General features: G+C 66.5%; 23 protein-coding genes and 1 tRNA gene. 8 read left to right on the top strand and 16 right to left on the bottom strand.

The annotated features are described in order from the left end of the window. Positions 1-123 precede the first annotated feature (123 nt). Positions 124-408 (top strand): hypothetical protein, encoded by a 285-nt coding sequence (locus tag AC1Q5B_RS14445; protein ID WP_492632291.1) that lies wholly within the window; start codon positions 124-126, stop codon positions 406-408. On the opposite strand, the gene AC1Q5B_RS14440 is transcribed toward AC1Q5B_RS14445, so the two are convergent. Then, a complete protein-coding gene (locus tag AC1Q5B_RS14440; RefSeq protein ID WP_492632290.1) occupies positions 405-662 on the bottom strand; it encodes a hypothetical protein in 258 nt (85 codons plus the stop codon). The two genes, AC1Q5B_RS14445 and AC1Q5B_RS14440, sit on opposite strands and share 4 nt — an antisense overlap. Positions 663-918: 256 nt before the next feature. Between AC1Q5B_RS14440 and AC1Q5B_RS14435 the strand changes: the two genes are divergently transcribed. After that, positions 919-1,311 carry a hypothetical protein gene (locus tag AC1Q5B_RS14435; RefSeq protein ID WP_492632289.1) on the top strand — a complete coding sequence of 131 codons (393 nt, stop codon included), beginning with the start codon at positions 919-921 and terminating at the stop codon, positions 1,309-1,311. 13 nt (positions 1,312-1,324) lie between these two features. Here the strand turns inward: AC1Q5B_RS14435 and AC1Q5B_RS14430 are convergent, their stop codons facing one another. Beyond that, entirely contained in the window at positions 1,325-1,843 is a 519-nt protein-coding gene (locus tag AC1Q5B_RS14430; protein ID WP_492632288.1) for a Rid family hydrolase, read from the bottom strand. Positions 1,844-2,054: 211 nt separating this feature from the next. On the opposite strand from AC1Q5B_RS14430, the gene AC1Q5B_RS14425 reads away from it, so the two are divergent. After that, on the top strand, positions 2,055-2,357 hold the full coding sequence (locus tag AC1Q5B_RS14425) for a hypothetical protein (RefSeq protein ID WP_492632287.1): 303 nt from the start codon (positions 2,055-2,057) through the stop codon (positions 2,355-2,357). Between the two features lie 7 nt (positions 2,358-2,364). Here the strand turns inward: AC1Q5B_RS14425 and AC1Q5B_RS14420 are convergent, their stop codons facing one another. The 4 genes from AC1Q5B_RS14420 to AC1Q5B_RS14405 form a co-directional block, all read right to left on the bottom strand. After that, on the bottom strand, positions 2,365-3,141 hold the full coding sequence (locus tag AC1Q5B_RS14420) for an alpha/beta hydrolase (protein WP_492632286.1): 777 nt from the start codon (positions 3,139-3,141) through the stop codon (positions 2,365-2,367). 151 nt (positions 3,142-3,292) lie between these two features. Beyond that, positions 3,293-4,747, bottom strand: a complete 1,455-nt coding sequence (locus tag AC1Q5B_RS14415) for an MFS transporter (protein ID WP_492632285.1) — start codon at positions 4,745-4,747, stop codon at positions 3,293-3,295. 124 nt (positions 4,748-4,871) lie between these two features. Beyond that, positions 4,872-7,415 (bottom strand): glycoside hydrolase family 3 protein, encoded by a 2,544-nt coding sequence (locus AC1Q5B_RS14410; protein ID WP_492632284.1) that lies wholly within the window; start codon positions 7,413-7,415, stop codon positions 4,872-4,874. A gap of 129 nt (positions 7,416-7,544) precedes the next feature. Next, positions 7,545-10,250 (bottom strand): TonB-dependent receptor, encoded by a 2,706-nt coding sequence (locus AC1Q5B_RS14405; protein ID WP_492632283.1) that lies wholly within the window; start codon positions 10,248-10,250, stop codon positions 7,545-7,547. Positions 10,251-10,551: 301 nt separating this feature from the next. Here AC1Q5B_RS14405 and AC1Q5B_RS14400 point away from each other — a divergent pair, with 301 nt between their 5' ends. From AC1Q5B_RS14400 to dxs, 5 genes are all read left to right on the top strand, one after another. Next, positions 10,552-12,003: a glycoside hydrolase family 30 protein gene (locus AC1Q5B_RS14400; protein WP_492632282.1), complete on the top strand. Its 1,452-nt coding sequence runs from the start codon at positions 10,552-10,554 to the stop codon at positions 12,001-12,003. 75 nt (positions 12,004-12,078) lie between these two features. Next, positions 12,079-12,552 (top strand): LEA/WHy family protein, encoded by a 474-nt coding sequence (locus AC1Q5B_RS14395; protein ID WP_492632803.1) that lies wholly within the window; start codon positions 12,079-12,081, stop codon positions 12,550-12,552. Positions 12,553-12,591: 39 nt separating this feature from the next. Continuing rightward, positions 12,592-14,385, top strand: coding sequence for an acyl-CoA dehydrogenase C-terminal domain-containing protein (locus AC1Q5B_RS14390; RefSeq protein WP_492632281.1), 1,794 nt, complete (start codon positions 12,592-12,594; stop codon positions 14,383-14,385). A gap of 94 nt (positions 14,386-14,479) precedes the next feature. Then, a complete protein-coding gene (locus AC1Q5B_RS14385; protein WP_492632280.1) occupies positions 14,480-15,133 on the top strand; it encodes an HNH endonuclease in 654 nt (217 codons plus the stop codon). A gap of 125 nt (positions 15,134-15,258) precedes the next feature. Continuing rightward, a complete protein-coding gene (gene dxs, locus AC1Q5B_RS14380; protein WP_492632279.1) occupies positions 15,259-17,166 on the top strand; it encodes a 1-deoxy-D-xylulose-5-phosphate synthase in 1,908 nt (635 codons plus the stop codon). Between the two features lie 21 nt (positions 17,167-17,187). Here dxs and AC1Q5B_RS14375 read toward each other — a convergent pair whose 3' ends face one another. The 10 genes from AC1Q5B_RS14375 to infC form a co-directional block, all read right to left on the bottom strand. Next, on the bottom strand, positions 17,188-18,225 hold the full coding sequence (locus tag AC1Q5B_RS14375; protein ID WP_492632278.1) for a TraB/GumN family protein: 1,038 nt from the start codon (positions 18,223-18,225) through the stop codon (positions 17,188-17,190). An 87-nt stretch (positions 18,226-18,312) separates the two neighbouring features. Beyond that, complete coding sequence (locus AC1Q5B_RS14370; protein ID WP_492632277.1) at positions 18,313-18,783, bottom strand: cupin domain-containing protein; 471 nt, start codon at positions 18,781-18,783, stop codon at positions 18,313-18,315. 108 nt (positions 18,784-18,891) lie between these two features. Continuing rightward, a tRNA-Pro gene (locus tag AC1Q5B_RS14365) sits at positions 18,892-18,968 on the bottom strand. An 86-nt stretch (positions 18,969-19,054) separates the two neighbouring features. Continuing rightward, positions 19,055-19,411 carry a MerR family transcriptional regulator gene (locus AC1Q5B_RS14360; protein WP_055936060.1) on the bottom strand — a complete coding sequence of 119 codons (357 nt, stop codon included), beginning with the start codon at positions 19,409-19,411 and terminating at the stop codon, positions 19,055-19,057. After that, on the bottom strand, positions 19,392-19,691 hold the full coding sequence (locus AC1Q5B_RS14355; protein WP_055936063.1) for an integration host factor subunit alpha: 300 nt from the start codon (positions 19,689-19,691) through the stop codon (positions 19,392-19,394). Before AC1Q5B_RS14355 ends, AC1Q5B_RS14360 begins: the two co-directional genes overlap by 20 nt. A 56-nt stretch (positions 19,692-19,747) precedes the next feature. Continuing rightward, positions 19,748-22,141, bottom strand: coding sequence for a phenylalanine--tRNA ligase subunit beta (gene pheT / locus AC1Q5B_RS14350; RefSeq protein WP_492632276.1), 2,394 nt, complete (start codon positions 22,139-22,141; stop codon positions 19,748-19,750). Positions 22,142-22,229: 88 nt separating this feature from the next. Further along, positions 22,230-23,225, bottom strand: coding sequence for a phenylalanine--tRNA ligase subunit alpha (gene pheS / locus AC1Q5B_RS14345; protein ID WP_492632275.1), 996 nt, complete (start codon positions 23,223-23,225; stop codon positions 22,230-22,232). A gap of 139 nt (positions 23,226-23,364) precedes the next feature. Then, complete coding sequence (gene rplT / locus AC1Q5B_RS14340; RefSeq protein ID WP_162339116.1) at positions 23,365-23,724, bottom strand: 50S ribosomal protein L20; 360 nt, start codon at positions 23,722-23,724, stop codon at positions 23,365-23,367. 10 nt (positions 23,725-23,734) lie between these two features. Continuing rightward, positions 23,735-23,932, bottom strand: a complete 198-nt coding sequence (gene rpmI / locus AC1Q5B_RS14335; protein ID WP_162110557.1) for a 50S ribosomal protein L35 — start codon at positions 23,930-23,932, stop codon at positions 23,735-23,737. Positions 23,933-24,289: 357 nt separating this feature from the next. Then, positions 24,290-24,814 carry a translation initiation factor IF-3 gene (infC, locus tag AC1Q5B_RS14330; RefSeq protein WP_299343815.1) on the bottom strand — a complete coding sequence of 175 codons (525 nt, stop codon included), beginning with the start codon at positions 24,812-24,814 and terminating at the stop codon, positions 24,290-24,292. Positions 24,815-24,856: the final 42 nt, after the last annotated feature.

The following is a 24,856-nucleotide window of genomic DNA, read 5'->3' as shown; positions in this document are numbered from 1 at the left end:
GTGCATCGGGGTACCCCCGCGATACCGAACGGCGCCTCGACACCACGCCCGGCGCGCTGCCGTTTCACGCCCTCGTCCACGCAGCGCGGCTACGCTGGTCTGCAGCGTCTCCGAGGACTTCCCATGCGACCGTTCATCCTGCTTTCCGTCCTGATGCTGACTGCCTGCGGCAGCGGAAGCCTTGCGCGCGGCGAAGGCGCGCCGGCATGCGCGAGCGTGGCCGCCAAACAGCGGGCGGCCGAGAGAGTCGACAAGGACTACGAGGAGATCCGCCAGCGCACCGTGGAATCGCCCACCGAGAAGAACCAGCAGAAGCTGGCGGACAAGGCAATGGAATTCGCCGCCGCCAATACCGCCCTCGATACCGCGAGGGCGGGGCAAGCCGCCGGCCACTGTCCGCAGGACTAAGCGCGCGGGATGGTGGTGACGATGCGCGCCGATGCGGGGGGCGCGTCATCGATCGGCTTGCCCGCAGTGTGCGATGCCCTCTCCTGATGGCAGGTCGAGCAGTCGCGATCGTCCTCCGCCGGCAGGGCCTGCGGCGCGCAGCGCGACAGGCCGCGATCCAGGCCCTTGCCGTTGCCATGGAGCCAGGCAAGCAGCAACACGACGGCAACGACGCACCACCCGAGGATGGATCGGGAATTCGAATCTAGAAGCATGATGGCAACTCGTGTGGACTTGCAGGCGCTGCGGGCGGGCACATCGCGTGCTCAGCCAAGGCGTCGCTAGGTGTATCGCCACGTGCGAGGCGATCCGGACAGCGGAACGCGCGACGCCACGCTACGGCAAGGGGATCACGCGTCCGGCTCCCCGCATTGCCGCACTTTGCCGCATCCGGCGGATCGAATCGCGTCGGCCCTGCAACGCGGACAACATCCCCGTGCCTGCCTATGCTGCAAGCCCCTTCCGCGCATCATGACCATGACGCACGCTTCTCCTTCCTACGCCGTCGGCCAACATTGGCGCTGCCTCGGACGCAACGCTGGCGAGACACCGGTGCTGACCATCAACCGCATCGACCACCACCCCAAGGGCGGCGAGATCCTGCACGTCAGCGTGACCAACGCGCGGATCCGCCATCCGGGCCTGCGCGAAGGCTTCATCACGACCTTCGCCCACCTGCCGATCATCGGGCAGGTGCTGGAGCGCAGCGGCGCCGAACTCGTCGGCGAGGGCGCGCCCGATCCGGCGTATCTGGAGGGCTACCATCTGTGGAGACAGGCGTTCGACGCCGGCGAGGCAGGTTCGTACGGCATCCGCTTGGCGGAGATCCTGGACCTGATCGAGACGATGCTGGCGAAGCGATAGCCGTCCGCTGCACTCAGGGCGTGGCCGGCCGTGGCGTGGGCAACGGAATGTCCGCCTTCGGCGCGCGCCCCGATCCGATCATGGCGACCGCGCGCATCTCCACCACCGCCCCCGGCGCGAGCAGCGCGCTGGTGCCGACCGCACTCCATGCCGGGTAGTGGGCGGGGAAGAATTCGTGGTGGATCGGCGCGAAGCGGGCGAACTCGGCCTGGAAGCTCTGCGCATCGGTAGGGCCGGTATGGAAGGTGGTCAGTTCCACCACATCGGCGTAGGTCGCTCCCGCCTGCGCCAGTTGCTTGCCCAGCGCGACGAACATGCGCCGCACCTGTTCTTCATAGGAGCCGGGACCGCCTGCCGGGATGCCGGACACGATGACCATGTCGCCCACCTTCACCACCGGTGTGTAGTGCCAGTCGTGGTAGGCGGCCTCGAGGCCGGGCGTGGCGAAGTGCTCGCGTGTCGGCGCATTCTGCTGAGCGTGGACGACGGACGCGGCAAGGCACAGCAGCAGGCATGCGGTCGGGCGGATCATGGCGGAGCTCCGGGGACGAAGCCCCAGTCTTGCGCTGCCCGCGCGACCGGCCATGTCCCATCCGTCACGCCGCCGCGACGCCGTTCACCGCGCGCTGAACAATGCATCGCCTTCGCCGCCCCCCTAGCCAGCGTTGACGTTGCCTCCACGCCGCCTGCCCCAAGGTCGGCACACCCCTCCCCGCCTCCGGAATCGCCGAGTGAACATCGTCATGAAGACGTCATCGCATGTCCTTCCCGATCGCTTTACCTGGCTCCGCACCGAAGCCGGCCACGACCTGTGCGTGGACGACACGGTGATCGCCGAAATACGCCCGCTCAACGCCGGCCTGGTGTTGCGCGTGAACGTGGACATGGGCGACATCGCACCGTTCGAGATGGCGGTACGTTGCGAGGAACGCGCGATAGGCTGGGCGACGCAGTGGGCACGCCAGCGTGCCGGCCTGCTGTGCCGCTATGCGGATCGCCAGCAGCCTGCGCCGGCGGCGGCGCCGGAGCTGGCACTCGCCGGCTGAGCGATATCTACGGGTGCGCGGGCGGAGGTGGACGCTCCAGGCTGGTCAGGAAGGCGACGCTGCGCTGCAACGCCTGCCGCCCCGCATCGATATCCAGATTGAACTGGTACTCGTGCGGTAGTGCGGGCGTGTAGTCCTTCGGGAAGAACAGCCCTTCCACCTTCACATGGTTCGCGTTGAGCGCAGCCACCAGCGCACGCGAATGCGGCTCGAGCGGGTCGGCATTGCCAGCGCTGACGAACGATGGCGGGAATGCCGGCGTGACGTGGCGTGACACGGAAAAGACATCGAGCCGCGGATCGTCGCGGAAATCCTTCTTCCCCAGATACGACCACAGCACCGTGCGCATGAAACCGGCGAACGGGCTGTCCCACTGCACCAGGCCGGCATCGTAGGGTCCGCAGTATAACAGCATGCCCGCGAGTTGCTCGGATGCCAATGCCGGCACGATCCCCATGCGCTGCGCGTGCACCGGTGACGTGGTGAGGTTGGCGACTTCGGCGGCGATCTGGGCGCCCGCCGAATCGCCGGCCAGGACGATGCGGCGCGTATCGATATTGAGTTCTTCCGCATGCGTCAGCAGGCCGACACCAGCGGGCAGGTGCTTGCGCAGGGCCTGGGAAGTCTCGGCGGCGCCGCGGTCGAATGCCCAGCGGATCAGCAGGACGGAAGGCCAGGGACTGAGCTGGAAAGCCAGCCAGATACCGACGCCCAGCATGGTCAACGCGAGCAGCACACGCACTGCCCAGCGACGCCCCCTTCCGCCCTGTCCGTCCATCGCCATCGCCGCCGCCCGCTGCGTAAGGCTTGGCGCGGATGGTGCACCTTCGCGCGCGTCGCGCAAAGAGGCGCTGGAAAAAAAAAGCCACCGGGCAGGAGAGTTGCCCGATGGCTTGGGAGGATGCGCGCCGGCTCATCGCCGGCGCGCATCGCACTCAGTGGCCGCTGCCGGCGGCCAGCTTGTCCAGGTCGATACCCTGTTTGCGCAGCGTCCGCGTCGCGGCGATGGCGTAGAACGCCAGGTAGGCGAAACACGCCACGCCGACGATGAAACTGAAGTGCACACCGACCCGGTCGGCCAACAGGCCCTGCGCCAGGCTGACGAAACCGCCGCCCATGATCATCATGATCAGCAGGCTACTGCCCTGGTTGGTCTTGTCGCCCAGGCCCGTGATGGCCAGCGCGAAGATGCACGGCCACATCGTGCTGCAGAACAGGCCCACGCTGATGAAGGCCACCACGCTGGTCCAGCCGGTGGTGAACATGCCGATCAGCAGCGCGGCGATGCCGCACGCGGCGAAGTACAACAGCATGCGCGCCGGATTGCCCTTGCTGGCCAGCGTGGCCAGGATCATCAGCACGATGACCGCGGCGTAGCCGAAGAACTGCGACACCTCGTGCTTCATGATCGCGTTGACGGCGAGGAACACGCCGAACGCCACGTACGGCAGCAACAGGGTCAGCCAGCGTTTGGCGCCGGAGCCGACGTTGAACGCACCCGCCGCGCCGCCCCAGCGGCCGATCATCAGGCTGGCCCAGTACAGGGACACGAACGGCGCGATCTGCGAGGTATCCAGGCCAAGGCCTTCCGGCGACTCCAGGTAGGCCGGCAGGTTGCTGATGGTGGACACCTCCACGCCGACGTAGACGAAGATGGCGATCATGCCCAGCACCAGTTGCGGATAGCCCAGCGCCGACTTCTTGTGGATCAGCTTGCTGCTGTCCTGCGCTTCGGACTCCGACAGTTTCTCCAGATCGATGTGGTTGGGCACCGAGGAGAACTTCAGGAAGATCGCCACCAGGATGAAGGCCACGCCCAGTACCAGATAGGGCGTCTTGACGCTTTCGATGCTGGCTTCGGTGCCGCCCGACAGCACGCTGCCGAAGATCGCCACGCTGACCAGCAACGGGCCGATGGTGGTGCCGAAGTTGTTGATGCCGCCGGCCAGCGTCAGCCGTTGCGCGCCGGTCTTGGGATCGCCGATGACGATGGCCAATGGATTGGCGGCGATCTGCTGCAGCGAGAAGCCCAGACCGACGATGAAAAGGCCCGACAGCATCAGGTTGAACGAGCCGGAATTGGCAGCGGGATAGAACAGCAGCGTGCCGAGCGCGGAGATCACCAGGCCCAGGCAGATGCCGTTCTTGTAGCCGATCTTGTTGAGCAGATCGAGGCCGATGATCTTGGAAACCGCCACGTAGATCAGCGAACCCACGGTGTAGGCGACGTAGAACGCGACGGCGACGTACTGGCTCTGCGCCTGCGTCAGGTTGAAGGCTTTCTTGAACACCGGGATCAGGATGTCGTTGCTGGCGGCAACGAAACCCCAGAAGAAGAAGACGGTGATCAGCACGCCGAACTGCGACCATCGGGTGGTTTGGGTGGTCATGGATTGGTATGCCTGCTGGTATGGGATCCGGACGGAACGGCCAGCCTACGGGGCCGCCGCGCGATTGCAACTTGCACTGCGTCAGCGCCCCGCGGGCATTCCACGGGGCGCTGCGCGGACGACCTTACTGGGCGCACGTCACCGCATCGGAGGCGTCGGCCGCGCCGGCCACCACCTGGATGTTGGTGAAGGCAGCGGCGAACGGGGCGTCGGCGGTGATGCTGAAGGGCATGTCCACCCCGCTCAGATCCGCGCCGAGCTTGCCGAAGCACGCCAGCGGCACCTTGATCGTCTGCTTCTTGCCGACGGCGGCGCCGGAGAAGCGGGCAGTCAGGTCAAGGCTGGCGCCGCAGTTCGCGCCGCAGCCGACGGTGAACTGCACCGGCTTGGTCGGCGCCTGCTTGACGATCACGTCGAACTGTACGGCACCGCGCGCGGTCGCCATCGAGGTTAGGTTGTTCTTCGACGGGTTGCGGGCGAAGAAGCGCGCCGGCGCCAGCCAGGTCACTTCCTTGGCGTCCTGCTGGGTGTTGACCTGCACGGTGGCGACCTGCAGCGCGGGCTTGGACTGCGGCCAGCGCTGGGTGGCGTTCATGTCGGTGCCCACGGCCTTCTCTTCGCTGCCTGCCCCCATCTGCAGGGTGAAGGGCGCGATGTCGGACTGGTTGAACACGCCCATCGCCGTGGCGTCGCCGCAGCTCGCCGCACTGTCCTCCGGCAGTTTGCCCACGGTGCCGCTGTCGCCGTAGCGCAGGCCGGTGTCCAGTGCGAACTGCGGCGTGCTGTCGGCCTTCGGGCAGGCCACGGCGGGCCATGGGAACGTCAGCTTGCCGCGGAAGTCGTGCGCCGGCTTGCCATCGGCACCGGCCACCAGTACGTCGGTAACGCCCTTGCCTTCCGTGCCCGGCAGCCAGGCGGCGACGAAGCTGTCGGACAGGTTGATCAGGTCGTTGGCATACAGCGCGCGACCGGACAGGAACACGGTGACCACCGGCTTGCCGGTGGCGGCAGCCGCCTTCAGCGTGGCCAGGTCTTCCGGATGGCGACGGCTGTGCGACATCGTGTCGGACGGCACGATGTCGCCGTTCGTTTCCGCGTAGGGCGTTTCGCCGATGGCGGCGACGATCACGTCGTAGCTGGCCGGATCCACACCCTCGGCGCTGTCGCGCAACAGCACGTTCGCCTCGCCCAGCTGCTCGCGCAGGCCGGCGGCGATGCTGTCGGCGTTCGGGAAGTCCGCGTTGGTGTTGTCGGTGCCCTGCCAGGTCAGCGACCAGCCGCCGGTCTGGTTGGAAATGCTGTCGGCGCTCTTGCCGACCAGCAGCACGCGCTGGCCTTTCTTCAACGGCAACGCGCCGCCATCGTTCTTCAGCAACACCAGCGACTCGCGCGCGGCGCGGCGGGCCAGATCACGGTGCACCAGCGACGCCGGCTTGCCGGCGAACTGGCTGGCCGACGGCTTGTGCTCCCACAGGCGGGCGCGCAGCTTGACGCGCAGGATGCGGGTGACCGCATCGTCGATGCGCGCCTGCGGGATCTCGCCCGACTTCACCTGCGCGATGGTGTTGGTGATGAAGGACTTCCACTTGTCCGGGACCATCACCATGTCGATGCCGGCATTGATGGCCTGCGGGCAGCTGTCGTCGCTGCAGCCGGTGACCTGGCCGATGCCGTTCCAGTCGGAGACGACGAAGCCGTCGAAGCCCATCGTGTCCTTCAGCGCGACCGTCAACAGGTCGCGCGCGCCGTGCATCTTGCCGTAGTCCTTGCCGGCGGCGACGTCGTTCCAGCTGTTGAAGGACGCCATGACGGTCTGCACGCCGGCCTCGATGGCGCCATAATAGCCCTGGCCATGGACGTTGATCATCGTCGACTGCGTGACCGTGGCATTGCCCTGGTCCTTGCCGCCATCGGTGGCGCCGTCGCCGATGAAGTGCTTGGCAGTCGCGACGACATTGCCGTCCTTGTCGAGCAGGCCCTGCATGCCCTTGACGTAGGCGGACGCGTACTCGCGGATCAGTGCCGGCTGCGAGGAGTAGCTTTCGTAGGTGCGACCCCAGCGCGCGTCCTGTGCGACGGCGACGGTGGGCGCGAACGTCCACGTGACGCCCGTGGCACGGGTGGACTGCCCGGTCGCCTCGGCGATACGCTCGATCAGTTCCACGTCGTGCGCGGCGCCCAGGCCGATGTTGTGCGGGAAGATGGTCGCACCGTAGACGTTGCTGTGGCCGTGCACGGCATCCGTGCCCCAGATCACCGGCACCGGAATCTTGGCATCGGTGGACAAGGAGGCGTCGTAGTAGGCATCGGCCAGCTTGACCCAGTCCTCGACCCTGGCGTGCTTGTTCATCGCCGGCCAGGAACCGCCGCCATTGAGCACCGAACCGATGTAGTACTTGCGCACGTCCTCCGGACCGATCGACTTGATCTCCGGCTGCACCATCTGGCCGATCTTCTGCTCCAGCGTCATGCTGGCCAGGATTTCGGCCACGCGCGCCTCGATGGCGGGATCCTGGGCGAAGCTGCTCTTCAGCGCCGGCCAGTCCTTCAGTTCCGCGGTATCTGCGGCGGCCGCCTCGGCGGGTTTCTGTTCGGGTTCCTTTTTGGCCGTACACGACAGGCAGGCCAGCAGGCCGGCCCCCAGCAGGGTCATTCGGATCGGATTCACTCGTTTCTCCCTTGATGGCGGCGCGCACAGCATCCCCGACAGGATCCGCGCCTGGACGAAAGTCCGACGGGACGCAGGGCCAGGCCCCGCATCCCGTCAGGTACTGCGGTTATCGATGATGCCGTGCGATCACAGCTTGTAGCGGAAGCCGAGCAGGTACTGGCGGCCGTATTCGGTGTATTCCTCGGGGAACAGCACCGATGCCGGCGCGGATGCCGAGGTGACCTGCGTGCGGAACGGCTCGTCGTTGAGGTTGTTGACCTGCAGCAGCAGGGACAGGCCGGCGAGCGCGCTCGACTCCGGGAAGTCGTAGCTGAACTGCAGGTCCAGCTGGCGCTCGCTCATCGTGTAGCGGTAGGTCCGCGCGCCGAACAGCGAGCTGTACTCGCCGCGATAGGAATCGCGATAGCGCTGGCTGAGGCGCGCGCCGAATCCGTGCTTCTCGTAATAAGCGGTAGCGTTGTAGACGAGCTTGGAAAGCCCCGGGATGGTGTCGGTGTCCGAACCGCCGGGACCGTCGGGATCGATGGAAGATTCGGTGTAGGACGCATTGAACTGCACGCCGAACCCGTCGAGCGCATCGGAGAACAGGTCGCCCGCCAGCGACGCGCTCAGTTCGGCGCCCCGCATGTAGCCGCCCTGCCCGTTGGCCCATGTCGTATAGCTGCCGTACGGCGACTCGGGCGTACGACCCGAATCGTTCATATAGCCCGTGAAGTCCCATTGCGGGAAGTTCTGCTGGTAGACGTAGCTTTCCAGGCTCTTGTAGAACAGGGCGACCGCGACGTAGCTCGTGTCGCCCAGGTACTTCTCGAAAGACACGTCGTACGCAGTGGCACGATAAGGTTCGAGTGCGGGATTGCCGCCGCTGCCGCTCCACAGCGCCGGCCCGGTCAGCGGTACGCTGGCCGAGCTGGCCGCCGTCAGGTAGTTGATCGGCGGGCGCATCAGGGTCTTGGCCGCGGCGAACCGCACCATCCAGCCATCCCCGAAATCAGCCGCCAGATTGAGGCTCGGCAAGATGTCGCCGTAGGTGGCGCCCAAGGTCTGCGAGCCGGCGATGACACCGTTGTTGGCGTTGAACGCGGTCGACGACTGATCCGTACGGATGTACTGGACGCCGACATTGCCGCGCAGGCGGACGCGGTCGGTCAGGTCCATGTCCAGATTGGCCTTGGCGTAGAAGGTGGTGACGTCCTCGTCGACCGTGTAGTCCTTCAGCACGTCGTTGTTGTCTTCACTGAGATAGACGTTGTAGTAGCGGCCCAGGACCGCGCGCGGGTTGTAGGTCAGCACGTTGCCCAGACCGAGGAAGTCCAGCGATGTCGGCGACTGCACGAAGGAGGAATCCACGGCGACCGGCGTCCGTCCGTTCAGCAGGTCCGCGAAGTACACGTCGGCGCGCTTCTGCTTGGTACGTCGGTTGAAGTTGACACCGAGATCGTAGCTGCGCAGGAAGTCGGAGGACTCGATGTCGCGGGTGAACTGGAAGCGAGCGGCCTTCAGCTCGTCTTCCTGCCACGAGTTCTCCATGCGGCCGTCGTGGTTGTAGTTCTGCGGGTCCGACAGCAGCACTCGCGACGGGTCCGACATGTCCGGCAGCGAGTAGTGGCCAAAGCTGGGATGCAGCGGGTTGCTGAAGTCAAGATTGAACGGCGTCGTCATGCCGGCGTACGTCTCCAGCACCGACTGCTCGCGCTCCGCCTTCGAGTAGCTCAGATCCAGGGTGAACGTCATCGGATCCAGCTTGTAGCTGGTGTTCCAGCCGACCGAGGTCAGCCTGTCTTCGCGCGTGTTGTTGTCGTTGCGCACGATCGGCTGCACGCCGAGCAGTGTGCCGCTGGTCGCCACCCGCTGACCATGGAAATCGCGGTAGCCCAGGTTCGAATAGCCCACCGAACTGCCTGCGTCGTTGGTGAACCAGGGATCGTTGTTCGACATGAGGCCGCGCATCAGCTCGTCCTGCTCGAACTTCGAGTAATACACATCGACGATGCTATGGAAATTGGCGTTCGGCTTGAATTCCAGCACGCCCATTACGCCATCCCGCGTCAATTCGCGCGACTTCACCCACCCCTCGAACCCCTGCAGCAGGATGGCGTCGTCGGGCCGGCCAGCCTGCGCCGGGGCACCCCAACCATTGAGCGTTTCCCCGCTCGCCCACCACCATTCCTTGTAGTGCTGCTCCTGGAAAGGCGAATTCAGGCGCGCCACGCCAAGCGCCACGCCGATCGTATCGCCGGCGAACTGATCGACATACGACGCCGCCACGCGGTAACCCTTGTCGTCGCCACCGGACGTCAGGCCACCGAGCGAGTTGTATTCGCCCTGCCCGCTGAACACGATGCGCCGTTCGCCCACGCTCAGCGGGCGGACCGTCTGCAGATCGACGGTGCCCGAAAGGCCCTGTCCGATCAGCCCCGCGTCCGGGGTCTTGTAGACCACGACGGCGTTCATCAACTCGGCCGGGTACTGATCGAACTCCACGCCGCGGCTGTCGCCCGTGCTCACCTGCTCCCGACCGTTCAGCAGCGTGCCGGCGAACTGCTCGGACATGCCGCGGATGTTGATCACCTGCGAACGACCATCGACACGCTGCGTCGCCAGGCCCGGCAGGCGCGAAATCGAATCCGCGATGCTGATGTCGGGCAGCTTGCCGATGTCTTCGGCGGAGACCGCTTCGACGATGGAGGTGGATTCGTTCTTGGTCTCCACCGCGTTGGCGATGGCGGCGCGGATGCCGGTGACCTTGACGGCGTCGAGCGTCTCGACGCTGCGGTCTGCGGGGGAGGCAGCCTGCTGCGCACCCGCCACCACGGGGAACGCCAATGCCATGCAGCACGCGACGGCAAGATGCTGCTTGCGTAAAGCGCGACGCACGGACGGATTCTTGTTGTGATTCGACGACTTCATCTGGCCCCTCTCAGACCACGGTTGACAGCGCTGTCATATAGAAGCTTCAATGCACTGTCAACAAATCGTCGACAACAGCGACATACCGTCACGCGCAGCATTGAATCCATTCGCCGCGCGCGTGTTCGACCGGAAAACTTCGCTGCGTTGCAGCACCCGCTTTGCGTGGATTCCGGGAGGGATTCGCGACACTTTCCATGCCTTGTCCGCGAGGAATCCCCAGATGCGCCCGACCTTATGGAACCGTCTCCGCCCTTGCCGCTCGTTCGCCCTGCTGGCACTCGCGTCCCCGTCGCTGGTGCACGCGCAGGACGTCGCCGTATGGATCACGACGGCCGACCACACGATCACGCTCGCAGCCTCTGCACCGGCACGATTCCGGACAAACAGCGGCGCGGACACATCACGTATCGACGTCGATGATTCCCGACGGTTCCAGGAAATGGTCGGCTTCGGCGCCTCGCTGACCGACGCATCGGCCTGGCTGATCCAGCACAAGCTGGATCCACCGCGCCGCGATGCGCTGTTGCAGGAGTTGTTCGGTCGCGACGGCAACGGCCTGGGCCTGAGCTTCTCCCGCCTGACCATCGGCGCCTCGGACTTCTCCCGCCATCACTACAGCCTCGCCGACACGCCCGACGGCAAACCGGATCCGGAACTGAGGCACTTCAGCATCGACGAGAACCGCGGTGACGTGATCCCGGTGGCGCGCGCGATGCTCGCCGTCAATCCGCAGTTGAAGATCATGGCGTCACCGTGGAGTGCGCCGGGCTGGATGAAGGACACGAACAGCCTGATCCAGGGCAGGCTGCTGCCGCAGTACTACGACGCGTTCTCGCGCTACCTGCTGAGGTACGTCGATGCCTATGCCGCGGAGGGCATCCCGATCTTCGCGCTGACCGTGCAGAACGAACCGGATTACGAACCGAAGGACTATCCCGGCATGCGGCTCAACGCGCCGGCGCGCGCACGGCTGATCGGCGACCACCTGGGGCCGATGATCGCCGCGCGCGACGATGGGCCGCTGATCTTCGACTGGGACCACAACTGGGACAAGCCGCAGGAACCGCTGGGCGTGCTGAGCGACGCGAAAGCCAGCCCGTACGTCGACGCGGTGGCGTGGCACTGCTACGGCGGCGACGTGACGGCGCAGTCGCCGGTGCATGACGCCTTCCCCGACAAGGACGCCTACATGACCGAATGTTCCGGCGGCGACTGGGAGCCGGTACGTGGCGGCGGCCTGCCCTTGCAGATGAAGAACATCATCATCCGCAGCGCACGCCACTGGGCGCGCGGGGCGCTGTTCTGGAACCTGGCGCTGGACGAGAACAACGGTCCCCACGCGGGCGGCTGCGACACCTGCCGCGGCGTGGTGACCATCGACTCGCGTACGGGCACCGTCACGCGCACCGACGAGTACTACGCCCTCGCGCACGCCAGTCGCTTCGTGCGCCCGGGCGCCCGTCGGATCGCATCCAGCGAGGCCATCGACGACCTGGACAACGTCGCCTTCCGCAATGCTGACGACGGCTCGCTGGTGTTGCTGGTCGCCAATTCCGGTCAGCATGCGCGCCGGTTCAACGTGGGCCACGACAACCGGACGTTCAACTACACCCTGCCGGCGCGCAGCGTCGCCACGTTCGTCTGGAACCCTGCCGCAGCGCAGCACGACTGATCCGCATCCGGACTGTCATCCCGGCCGCCATACGCCGTAGTATCCTGCCGCATTCCCTTCTGGAGCGGCAGCATGATGCGACGTACTTTCCTGCTGGCCCTGCTGGCCGCAACGGCCCTGCTGGCCGGTTGCGGCGATGGCATGGTCCGGCGGGTCTCGGATCCTGCAGTGAGCGTGCAGCAACTGACGGTGAAGGCCGACGGCCAGTGGGCCGTGGACCTTCGCCTGCAGAACTACAGCAGCATCCCGATGCGCTTCGATACCGTCGAGGTCGACGTACAGGTCGGTGACCAGGAGGCCGGCAAGCTGCGCGCCGCGCCGGGCCTGTCGGTTGGCCCGGAATCGGCGGACGTGGTGACGGTCGCCTTCTCGCCCAGCAGCGTCGGCCGCATCGTGGTGGCGGACGCACTCGCAGGCCGCCGCGCCCTTCCCTACACCTTGAAGGGCACGGCCGCCGCGACGCCGGAGGAAGCGAAGCAGCGCAACTTCGATGTCGACACCCGCAACACCCTCAATCCCGTCCCCGGCCTGGACGGCGTGCTGCGCTGAGCGCAGCCCTACCCTCACCCGCGATTTTCGAGAACACGCATGCCCGCGTCCTACAAAGCTCCCCTGACCGATCTCCGCTTCGCCCTGTACGACGTGCTGGGCGTCGAGCCGCTTTTCCAGCGCCTCGGCTACGGCGAGGCCACCCGCGACATCCTCGACGCCGTGCTGGACGAGGCCGCGCGCTTCACCGAAACCGTGCTCGCGCCCCTGAACAGCGTGGGCGATGAAATCGGCAGCCAGCTCGACAAGGCCACCGGTGAGGTCACCACGCCGCCGGGCTTCAAAGCGGCGTATGCGCAGTTCGTCGAAGGCGGCTGGACAGGACTGACCTCAGCGCCGGAGTACGGCGGCCAGGGCCTGCCGCATACGATGGGCGTGCCGCTCAACGAACTCGTCAACGCCAGCAACCTGGCCTGGGGCAATTTCCCCCTGCTGTCGCACGGCGCGGTGGAAGCGCTCAAGCATCACGGCGAGGCGTGGCAGCAGGAGGTCTTCCTGAAGCCGCTCGTTGAAGGCCGCTGGACAGGCACCATGTGCCTGACCGAACCGCATTGCGGCACCGACCTCGGCCTGCTGAAGACCAAGGCCGAGCCGAACGCCGATGGCAGCTACGCCATCACCGGCACCAAGATCTTCATCACCGCCGGCGAGCACGACCTGACCGACAACATCGTGCATCTGGTGCTGGCCAAGCTGCCGGATGCACCGGCGGGCGCGAAGGGCATCTCGCTGTTCGTCACGCCGAAATTCAAGGTGGCGCGCGACGGCACGGTCGGCGAGCGCAACGCGGTGGCGTGCGGCTCGATCGAACACAAGATGGGCATCAAGGCCTCCGTCACCTGCGTGATGAACTTCGACGGCGCGCAGGGTTATCTGGTGGGACAGCCGCACAAGGGCCTGCAGGCGATGTTCACCATGATGAACACCGCACGCCTCGGCGTCGGCCTGCAAGGCGTCGGCCTGAGCGAGCGTGCCTACCAGAACGCCCTGCGCTACGCGCGCGAACGCCTGCAGACGCGCTCGCTGAGCGGCGCGAAGTTCCCCGACAAGCCCGCCGACCCGATCCTCGTCCACCCGGACGTTCGCCGCATGCTGCTGACGGTGAAGTCGCTGGTCGAAGGCAGCCGCCTGCTTGCCCTGCATGCCGGCACGCTGATCGACGTCGCGAACCACGCGGAAGACCCGGCCGAACGCGAGCGTGCCGACACGCTGGTGAGCTTCCTCACGCCGATCTCGAAGGCGTGCCAGACCGAATGGGGCATCGAGAACACCTACCACGCACTGCAATGCTTCGGCGGCCACGGTTATATCCACGAACACGGCATGGAACAGCTGGCGCGCGATGCCCGCATCACCACGTTGTACGAAGGCACCACCGGCATCCAGGCGCTCGACCTGATGGGACGCAAGACCGCAGCCACGCAGGCCGCCGGCCTGAAGCTGTTCTTGGCCGACGTGCATGCCTTCGTCCAGCAGCACAAGGATGACGCAACGCTGACCGAGTTCATCGATCCACTGCAGCAGAAGGCCGCCGAATGGGCCGGGCTGACGAAGAACATCCTGCAGCGCGCGGCGGCGAATCCCGAGGAGATCGGCGCGGCCAGCACCGATTACCTGTTCTACTCGGGCTACGTGGTGCTGGCGTACTGGTGGGCGCGCAGCGTCGCCGCAGCGGACGCTTACGCGCACAACGACGCATTCAAGCAGGCCAAGCGCGAGACGGCCCGCTTCTACTTCGCCCGCATCCTGCCGCGCACGCTGGCCCACGCCGCGGCCATCGAGTCCGGCGCGGATACGCTGATGGCGATGGACGACGCGCGCTTTGGCGAGTGACCGGGCCCCGGAGGAGCGCGGGCATCGCGCTCCTCCGAACAAAACCCGGACCGGATACACATTTCGTCAACATTTGGGTATAACCTGCTCCTCCATGGAAGCAGACAGAGCTCAGCTTCACCTGGTCCAGACCGGTTCCCGTTCCACGCCGGTCCCGTCCCCGTCGTCGCCCCGTCCCCACCCCGCCGCCTTGCGACTGTTGTCGCTCGATGCGCATGGCCGCGTGCTGGACTGGATCAACTGGCAGGATGCGACCTGCCTGTATGCGCGTGGTGCCGTCGCGTGGACGCTGGGCGACCCTTGCCTTCACGTGCATGGCGGCGTCTCCCGCCTGACCGGCGAACAGAGCCTGATCGAACTGCACCCCATCGTGGCCTCGCGCGGCCACGCCCGTGCACACGCCCTCTCGCCCACGCCGACGCTCACCAACACGGCGCTGTTCGCGCGCGATGCGCACCTGTGTCTGTACTGCGGGCACGAATACTCCCGCCCGCACCTGACCCGCGACCACGTGCTGCCGCTGTCCAAGGGCGGCAAGGACATCTGGGAAAACGTGGTCACGGCCTGCTTCCACTGCAATTCGCGAAAGAGCAACCGCACGCCGCAGCAGGCGCACATGCCGCTGCTCGCCGTGCCGTACCGGCCCAGCTGGATCGAGCACCTGATCCTGTCGAACCGCAACATCCTGGCCGACCAGATGGCCTTCCTGAAGGCGCAGTTGCCCAGGAAATCCAAGCTCTCGGCCTGACAGCGCCCAAGCAGCGCCGGCGCTTCCTGAACCGCCCTGGCCGGACCCACACCGGCTTCACGCGTTTGCTTGCCCCGCTTCACATCCGGGGGGGACAATAACGGCTCAGAACCAGCCTGCTGCCGATGATCGCCCCCGACCGCTATCCCCGTCTGTCCCGCATCCATGTTCCGGCCGACCTGCGCCAGTTCGACGCATCCGAACTGCCTGCCATCGCCGAGGAACTGCGGGGCTACCTGATCGAGTCGGTCGGCAGGAGCGGCGGGCACTTCGGCGCGGGCCTGGGCGTGATCGAACTGACGGTCGCCCTGCACTACCTGTTCGACACCCCGCGCGACCGGCTGGTGTGGGACGTCGGCCACCAGACCTACCCGCACAAGATCCTCACCGGTCGCCGCGACACCATCCACACGGTGAAGCAGAAGGACGGCGTGGCCCCGTTCCCGAAGCGCGAGGAAAGCGAGTACGACACGTTCGGCGTCGGCCATTCGTCCACGTCGATCTCCGCCGCGCTCGGCATGGCCATCGCGCTGCAGCAGCAGGGCGACGACCGCAAGGTGGTCGCGGTGATCGGCGACGGCGCAATGACTGCGGGCATGGCGTTCGAAGCGCTGAACCACGCCGGCGGCATGGAACCGGAGCCGAACCTGCTGGTGATCCTCAACGACAACCAGATGTCGATCTCCGAGAACGTCGGCGGCCTGACCAAGATGCTCGGCCGGCTGAGCAGCAGCCGCACGCTCAACGCGTTGCGCGAAGGCGGCAAGAAGCTGCTGGGCGACAAGAAGAAACCGCCGGCGCGCTTCATGCGCCGCTGGGAAGAGCACTGGAAGGGCATGTTCGTACCGTCCACGCTGTTCGAGCAGATGGGCTTCCACTACACCGGTCCGATCGACGGCCACGATGTCGAGGCGCTGGTCGGTGCGCTGAAGACGCTGAAGACCCTCAAGGGTCCGCAACTGCTCCACATCCTGACCACCAAGGGCAAGGGCTACGAGCTGGCCGAGGGCGACCAGATCGGTTACCACGCGGTCGGTCCGTTCGACCCAGAGAAAGGCCTGGTCAGCAAGGCGGGCGCGAAGAAGCCGACCTACACCGACATCTTCAGCGACTGGCTGTGCGACATGGCCGCGGCCGAGCCGAAGTTGCTGGGCATCACCCCGGCGATGCGCGAAGGCTCGGGGCTGGTGCGCTTCAGCAAGGAGTACCCCGACCGCTACTTCGATGTCGCCATCGCCGAGCAGCATGCGGTGACGCTGGCGGCGGGCATGGCCTGCGAAGGCAGCAAGCCGGTGGTCGCGATCTACTCGACCTTCCTGCAGCGTGGCTACGACCAGTTGGTGCACGACGTCGCCATCCAGAAGCTCGACGTGCTGTTCGCCATCGATCGTGGTGGTGTGGTCGGCCCGGACGGCGCCACCCACGCCGGCAACCTGGATCTCAGCTACCTGCGCTGCGTACCGCACATGGTGGTGATGGCCCCGGCCGACGAGAACGAGTGCCGGCAGATGCTGAGCACCGGCTACCACTTCGATGGTCCGGCCGCCGTGCGCTACCCGCGCGGCACCGGTCCGGGCGTGGCATTGCAGTCCACGCTGGACACGCTGCCGATCGGCAAGGCCGACTTGCGCGTGCGCGGCAATCGCGTGGCGCTGCTCGCCTTCGGCTCGACCGTTGCCGCCGCCGAGCAGGCCGGCCGCGAGCTGGGCCTGAGCGTGGTGAACATGCGCTTCGTGAAGCCGCTGGACCGCGAGCTGATCCTCGAACTGGCAAAGAGCCACCAGGGGTTTGTCACCATCGAGGACAACGTGGTGATGGGCGGTGCAGGATCGGGCGTCGCCGAATTGCTCAACGCCGAGGGCGTGTCGCTGCCGGTGCTGCACCTGGGACTGCCCGACGAATTCCAGCACCACGCCAGCCGCGAAGACCTGCTGGCCGAAGCCGGCATCGATGCCGCCGGCATCCGGACCAGCCTACTGAAGCGCTGGCCTGCACTGGCGGCCACCCAGCCGCCCCTGACTGCGGCGGGCTGACGCTGCGGCGAAGCCGCCGGATCACTCCGGCGCTTCCACCTCGTAGCCCTTGGCCCGCAGCGCCGCCAGATAGCCGTCCGGCTTGACCAGTTGCCACACCGACAGCGTGGCGAAGGTGATCCGGTTCTTCTGCAATGCGCCTTCGGCCGCCTCCATCCAGCGCGCTTGCATGCGCGCCTCGACGTTGTCGGATATGCCGCGCTTGCGTGCGGTCTCGGTGTTGAACCAGGCCGACGCGCAGGCCTGTTGCCAGTCCTGCCGCGCGCCGGATCGCAGCGCGGGCCAGTCGCCGACCGCCCACGCGTTGGCGCGCGCGGCGACGTGCGGCAGGTCGCGCTCGATGACATCGAGCGTCTTGCTGAAGCAGACGAGGTCTTCGGGCTTGAGGCTTTCCTTGCGGAAATCCGCCAGGGCCGCGCGTGGGTCCTCCAGCTTGATCTTCAGGAGCGTCGGCGTGCGTTTCATCTTGCGCTGCTTCAGCACCGCGTCGATCACCGGATCAATGACACCCCCTTCGCGCAGGCCGGAAGCCGACAGGGCTTCGGTATAGAGCTGGTAGGCGGCAATCAGGGGACGCTTCTTCTCGATCCCTCCATCGCGTCGCGCATACCGCTGCTTCAGCACGCTCCAGCGGGCGTAGAGATCCGCCGGGAGTACGTCCCGCAGCGTCTGCCCGTCAGGATTTTTCGATGCCTTCAGCGCCGACGGCAGCAGGGTCAGCCCGCGGAAGAATCCGACATCCGCATCGACAGTGATGCCGGGGGACGCGAGCACCTCGTCGGCAAGCTGTAGCACCTGATCGACCTCGTCCGAACGCCACGTGATGTTCTTCGGGAGAGGCGACTGGGTACCCAGGATGTAGAGGAGATGATCGCCGCGCCGCACCTTCCACAACCCGGGGCCAGGCTGGACGCCGGCGACGATCACGGCGTCCATGTCGAGCACGCGATCGCCGCCCAGTGCCGGCGCCTGCACACTCCCGGACGTCTCCTGCGCAGCCGCGGTACTCGCGCAGGCCAGCAACGACAGCCACAGCATTCCGTAGAACGGCAAACGCATCCCGGCGACTCCATGCGGAAGAGTCGCGAGTGTGCCCGCGCAAGACCCATGCGGTGCGCAGCTCGGCGCACCCCAGGAGGGATCCGTTCAGGCGACCTTGCCGCCCGCTTCGCGCAGCCGGTGCGCGACGTCGCTCCCGCTCTGCATTAGTTCGAACCCCTTCCAGCTGAAACCCGGCGAGACCGAGCAGTCCACCAGCGTGAACTCGCCCAGCGAACGCGCGCTCTGCCAGACGCCTGCCGGCACCACCTGGTTGGACTGCCCCCCACGCGCGGACGTGTCCAACTGCACCCGGGTCAGCGTGCGCTGGTCGGGATCGAACATCGACAGTTCCAGGGGACTGCCGTCGTGCCAGTCCCAGACCTCGGTCGCATCGACGCGATGCCAGCGGGTCACGACGCCCTCCGGCAACAGGAACTTGATCGCGGTCAGCGCGGGCCGCTCGATCCCGTTGACCTCGGTACGCTTGGCCGATTCGTAGACACGACGGAAGTAACCGCCTTCCGGATGCGGGGCCAGTTGCAGGTCGCGGATCAGCGTATCGGTCATCGAAGGCATGGAGGATCCTGCTGCACACGGTGGCTGGAATCCGTCTTCGCGAACAGGCCGGCACGACGGGCACAAAAAAGCCCACGCGTCGGCGCAGGCTTGATGTCGAACCGCGATTGGTCGGGACGGCCGGATTTGAACCGACGACCCTCTGCCCCCCAGGCAGATGCGCTACCAGGCTGCGCTACGCCCCGAATCTCGCGGATCGGCCCGCCTTGCGACGGGCCGCGCATTATAGCCGGAATTCCTCGGCGACTCCCAGCAGGAGCGCCGTCGGTCATCACCGGCGCAGCAACTGCAGGATTTCTTCCAGCTCCATCCGCACCTGGCGCACGATCTGTGCGCTCATCGCGGATTCCTGCTTGGCGCCCTCGCCTTCCAAGCGCAGGCGCGCACCGCCGATGGTATAGCCCTGTTCGTACAGCAGCCCACGGATCTGGCGCACCATCAGCACGTCGTGCCGCTGGTAGTAGCGACGGTTGCCGCGGCGCTTGGCGGGTTCCAGGCTGGGGAATTCGGTCTCCCAGTACCGCAGCACGTGCGGCTTCACATCGCACAGTTCACTGACCTCACCGATGGTGAAGTAGCGCTTCGCCGGGATCGGCGGAAGCTCGCGGTTACTGCCCGGATCCAGCATACGTTTCCACCCGCTCCTTGAGTTTCTGCCCCGGCCGGAAGGTCACCACCGTCCGTGCCGAGATCGGGATTTCCTCGCCGGTCTTCGGATTGCGGCCCGGGCGCTGGTTCTTGCGGCGCAGGTCGAAGTTGCCGAACCCCGACAGCTTCACCTGACGGCCCTGCTCCAGGGCCTCGCGCAGCACGTCGAAGTAGGCGTCGACGAATTCCTTCGCCTCGCGCTTGTTCAAGCCGACCTCGTCGAACAGACGTTCGGCCATCTCCGCCTTCGTCAATGCCATGGATTACTGCATCCCCATTGCGGCCGTCGCCGGCCCTGCCACTGCCTTCACACCATTCATCCGCGGATCTTGGCGCCATGCGCTCCGTCGATCGCGGCCACGACGGCCGCCACTACCTGCGCCACGTCGCTCTCGGTGAGAGTGCGTGAGTTGTCCTGCAAAATCAAGCCCATAGCGAGACTCTTTTGACCGGATTCGACCCCCTGCCCGATGTAGCGGTCGAACAGCAGGACATCGCGCAGCAGCGGGCCTGCGGCCTGCCTGACCGTGCCCGCCAGCGCGGCCCAGGACACGTGTTCCGGCACGACGAACGCAAGGTCCCGACGGACGGACGGATACCGGGACAGCTCCGCCGCGCGCGGCAGTGCGCGCTCGGTCAACGGCGCCAAGTCCAGCTCGAACGCGACCACGTCGGCATCGAGGTCCAGCAGGCGCTGCAGGCGCGGATGCAGTTGCCCGATCCAGCCGATGCAGGTGCCGTCGCGGTAGATGTCGGCCGAGCGCCCGGGATGGCCCTGAGGCGCGTGCGACGGGCGGAACTCAAGCGTCGCACCCGCCAGGGCGGCCACGCTCTCCAGGTCGCCCTTGAGGTCGTGGAAGTCGGCCTTCCGTGCGGGTACGCCCCATTGTTCGGCCGCCGCATCGCCGGTGATCGCCGCGGCGATGCGCAGCGACTCGACGGGCGCGTCGCCAGGCCGCGACGGCGCGCGGAACACATTGCCGATCTCGAACAGGCGCACGCGGCCGGCCTGGCGCGCGGCATTGCGCTGCAGGGCCGCGACGACGCCGGGCATCAGCTGCGTACGCATGATCGCGAGCTCGGCGCTGAGCGGATTGGCGAGCGGCACGGCGCCGTCCGCGGCATGCCAGTGCGCGAGCCACTGCGCATCGACGAAGGCGAAGTTGACCGTCTCGAAGTAGTCGCGCGCCACCAGCTGACGGCGGACATGCCCGGCCTCGACCCGCGTTTCGCTCGGCGCGACGACCCGCGTCGCGCCGCCCGGCAGGGTGGTGGGTACGCGGTCGTAACCGTGGATGCGCGCCAGTTCCTCGATCAGGTCTTCCTCGATGGCGATGTCGAAGCGCCGGCTCGGCGCGACCACGCTCCAGCCCTCGGCGATCGCGGCCGCCTGCAGGCCCAGCGCGCGCAGGATGCGTTCGATCTCGGCATCGGGAATCGCCACGCCCAGGACGCGCGCCACGCGGGCGCGGCGCAGCAGGATGGCCGTCGGCCTGGGCAGATGCTCGGCAAGCACGGCCTCCGTCGTCGGACCCGGCACACCGCCGGCGACGTCCAGGATCAGGCGGGTGGCGTACTCCACGGCGATGCGCGGCAGTTCCGGGTCCACGCCACGCTCGAAACGGTGGCCGGCGTCGGTGTGCAGGCCGAGTTTGCGGCTGCGGCCGATGATCGCCGACGGAATCCAGTGCGCGGCTTCCAGGAGTACGTTGCGGGTGGTATCGGTGACGCGGGTGTCCCGTCCGCCCATGATGCCGCCCAGCGCGACGGCACGTGCAGCGCGACCGCCACGGCCGTCGGCAACGACCAGGAAGTCGTCGTCGAGCGTCACGGTACGGCCATCCAGCAACGCGACCGTCTCGTCCTTGCGCGCAGGGCGCACGACGATGACGCCTTCCAGCGTGTCCTTGTCGAAGGCGTGCATCGGCTGGCCGAGTTCCAGCATCACATACTGGGTCACGTCGACCAGGAAGCTGATCGGGCGCACGCCGCTGCGCCGCAGGCGCTCGGCCATCCACACGGGCGACGGCGCGGTGGCGTCGACGCCTTCGATCACGCGGCCTACGAAGCGCGGCACGCGCGCGCCCGCTTCCAGTTCCACGCTGAGTTCGGACTGGCTCTGCGCCGGCACCGGCGCGGCATCGAAGGGCTTCACCTCGCTGCCCAGCGACGCCGCAACGTCGTAGGCGATGCCGCGCACGCTGAAGCAGTCGGCGCGGTTCGGCGTCAGCTTGATCTCGATGCTGGCATCGGGAAGCTGCAGGTAGTCGGCGATGAGCGAGCCGACGGGCGCGTTGGCGGGGAGCTCCAGCAGCCCGGACGCATCGGCGTCGATGCCGAGTTCCTTGGCCGAGCACAGCATGCCGTTGGACTCGACGCCGCGCAGCCTGGCCGCCTTGATGGCGATGCCGCCGACGTTGGCGCCCACCCTCGCGAGCGGCGCCAGCAGCCCCGGGCGCGCGTTCGGCGCACCGCACACGATCTGCAGCAGGCCACCCTGCCCGGCGTCCACCTGGCAGACCTGCAGCCGGTCGGCTTCGGGATGCTTGGCGCATTCGACGATGCGCGCCACCACCACGTTCTCCAGGCCATCGCCCAGCGCCGTGACGTCCTCGACCTCCAGACCGATAGCGGTGAGCGTCGAGGACAGTTCGTCGCGGGTGGCCAGAGTGGGGACGTGGCTGCGCAACCAGTTTTCAGAGAACTTCATCGTTCGTGATCCGTAGGGCGGGCCCGGGCCCGCCATTGCCATGTATCAGGTATCGAGATGCCGGAATTGCGTTGGGCTCGGGCCGCGCTTACGCAAACTGCCGCAGGAACCGCACGTCGTTCTCGAAGAACGCGCGCAGGTCGTTGACGCCGTAGCGCAGCATCGCGAAGCGCTCCACGCCGAGGCCGAAGGCGAAGCCGGTATAGCGCTCCGGATCGATGCCGCAGTTGCGCAGCACGTTCGGATGCACCATCCCGCAGCCCAGCACCTCCAGCCAGCGCGTGCTGCCGTCCGGCTGCTGCCAGGCGATGTCGACTTCCGCGCCTGGTTCCACGAACGGGAAGTAGCTGGGGCGGAAGCGCATCTCGAAATCGCGCTCGAAGAACGCACGCACGAACTCGGCCAGCGTGCCCTTGAGGTCGGCGAAGGTGGAGTGCTCGTCCACCAGCAGACCCTCGACCTGGTGGAACATCGGCGAATGGGTCTGGTCGCTGTCGCTCCGGTAGACCTTGCCGGCGGCGATCATGCGCAGCGGCGGCTGATGACTGTCCATGTAACGGACCTGCACGCCCGACGTATGCGTGCGCAGCAGGCGACCATCGCCGAAGTAGAACGTGTCGTGCATGGCGCGCGCCGGATGGTGCGGCGGGAAGTTCAACGCCTCGAAGTTGTGCTGGTCGTCCTCGATTTCCGGACCGTCCGCGAGCTCGTAACCCAAGCGCCCGAAAATGTCGGCGATGCGCTCGAGCGTGCGGCTGATCGGATGCAGGCCACCACGCGTGCCGTTGCGGCCCGGCAGCGTCACGTCGATGGTTTCGCCGGCCAGGCGCGCGTCGAGCGCGGCGTCTTCAAGCATGGACTTGCGCACCGACAGCGCCTCGCCGATCGCATCACGGGCGCGGTTGATGGCTTCGCCCGCCGCCTTGCGCTGGTCGGGAGGCAACGCGCCCAGCTGCTTCAACTGCGTGGTGATGCTGCCGCTCTTGCCGAGCAGGGCGACGCGCAGTTGCTCCACCACCTCGGGCGACTGCGCGGCGGCGATGTCGGCCAGCGCTTGCGAGGACAGGGTTTCGATTTCGCTCATTGGATGTCCATGAGGGTGTGCGCTCTTGTGGGAGCGACGCAAAAACAGGAACCACAAAAAACAATGGGGAAGGACTCGCGCCCTTCCCCACGTGTTCCCGGCGATGGACTGCCGGAGTGCTTTACGGTGGAGACGCGGCTTACGCCGCGAGTGCGCCCTTCGCCTTTTCAGCCAGGGCCGCAAAACCGGCCGCATCGTGCACGGCGATGTCCGCCAGCACCTTGCGGTCCAGGGTGATGCCAGCCTTCAGCAGGCCGTTCATGAAACGGCTGTAGCTCAGGCCGTTGATGCGGGCCGCCGCGTTGATGCGCGTGATCCACAGCGAACGGAAATTGCGCTTCTTCTGCTTGCGGCCGATGTAGGCGTACTGCTGCGCCTTGATGACCGCCTGCTTGGCGACACGGAACACCTTGCGGCGGGCGTTGTAGTAGCCCTTGGCCAGGGTGAGGATCTTCTTGTGACGGCGACGCGCCATCACGCCACGCTTAACTCGTGCCATGTCTCAGTCCTCAGAGGTAGGGAAGCATGCGGTTCAGACGGCCGCTGTCCTCGGCACGAACGATGTTCGTCGCACGCAGGCCGCGCTTACGCTTGGTCGCTTTCTTGGTGAGGATGTGGCTACGGTTGGCGTGGCCAGCCTTGAACTTGCCGGAGGCGGTCTTGCGGAAACGCTTGGCCGCCGCCCGGTGGGTCTTGATCTTGGGCATTGCTATGTCCTTGACGGGTTTATGTCACTGATCCGGGCGGCGCCCTTTCGATGCTTTGCGGCTTTGCCGCGACGATCGAAAGGCCACTCTTTCCATCCATGCCCATATCGGCTTGTAAGTCGTTGATTCCGGAGCGGAACCTGCGACGGGTCCATCGGCTGCGAGCAGCCTCCCGGCGGACCGGGCCGCGTATTATGCCCGCTGCCGTTTTCTCTTGCAAATCCGGCCACTTAGCGCGGGGACGCGTGCTTGCCACGAACAGAAAGGGCGCCTGACGGCGCCCTCCTCTCACCTTTAGCCTTCTCCCCGCACGCGGGGCGAGGGGAACGGATGGCGTCGGCAGCTACGCTACCGGCATCACTTCTTCTTCGGCGCGATCATCATGACCATCTGGCGGCCTTCCAGGCGCGGGCGGGACTCGATGACGATCTCGTCGCCCAACTCGGCCTCGATGCGGGCGGCCATCTCGCGGCCCAGTTCCTGGTGGCTCATCTCGCGCCCGCGGAAGCGGATGTTGACCTTGACCTTGTCGCCCTCTTCCAGGAAGCGGCGGATGTTGCGCATCTTGATCTGGTAGTCGCCCTCGTCGGTGACGGGACGGAACTTCAGTTCCTTGATCTCGACCTGCTTGGTCTTCTTCTTGGCCTCGTTGGCCTTCTTCTGCATTTCGAACTTGAACTTGCCGAAGTCCATGATCTTGCAGACGGGCGGCTCGGCGTTGGGCTGGATCTCGACCAGATCCAGGCCTTCGTCTTCCGCTTTCGCCAAGGCCTCGTCGCGCGAAAGCACGCCGATCATTTCGCCGTCCGAACCGATCACGCGCACGCGCGGTACGCGGATCTCGTGGTTCTTGCGGTTTTGCTTGTTGTCAGGGGTGCTGATGTTGCAGTCTCCAGGGAGGGGTGCACCGGTCCATGACGGACC

The sequence above is a fragment of the Pseudoxanthomonas sp. GW835-FHT14C01 genome, from assembly GCF_058793715.1.
Note: the sequence above shows the minus strand (reverse complement) of the source record. Positions and strands in the feature narration are given on the sequence as shown.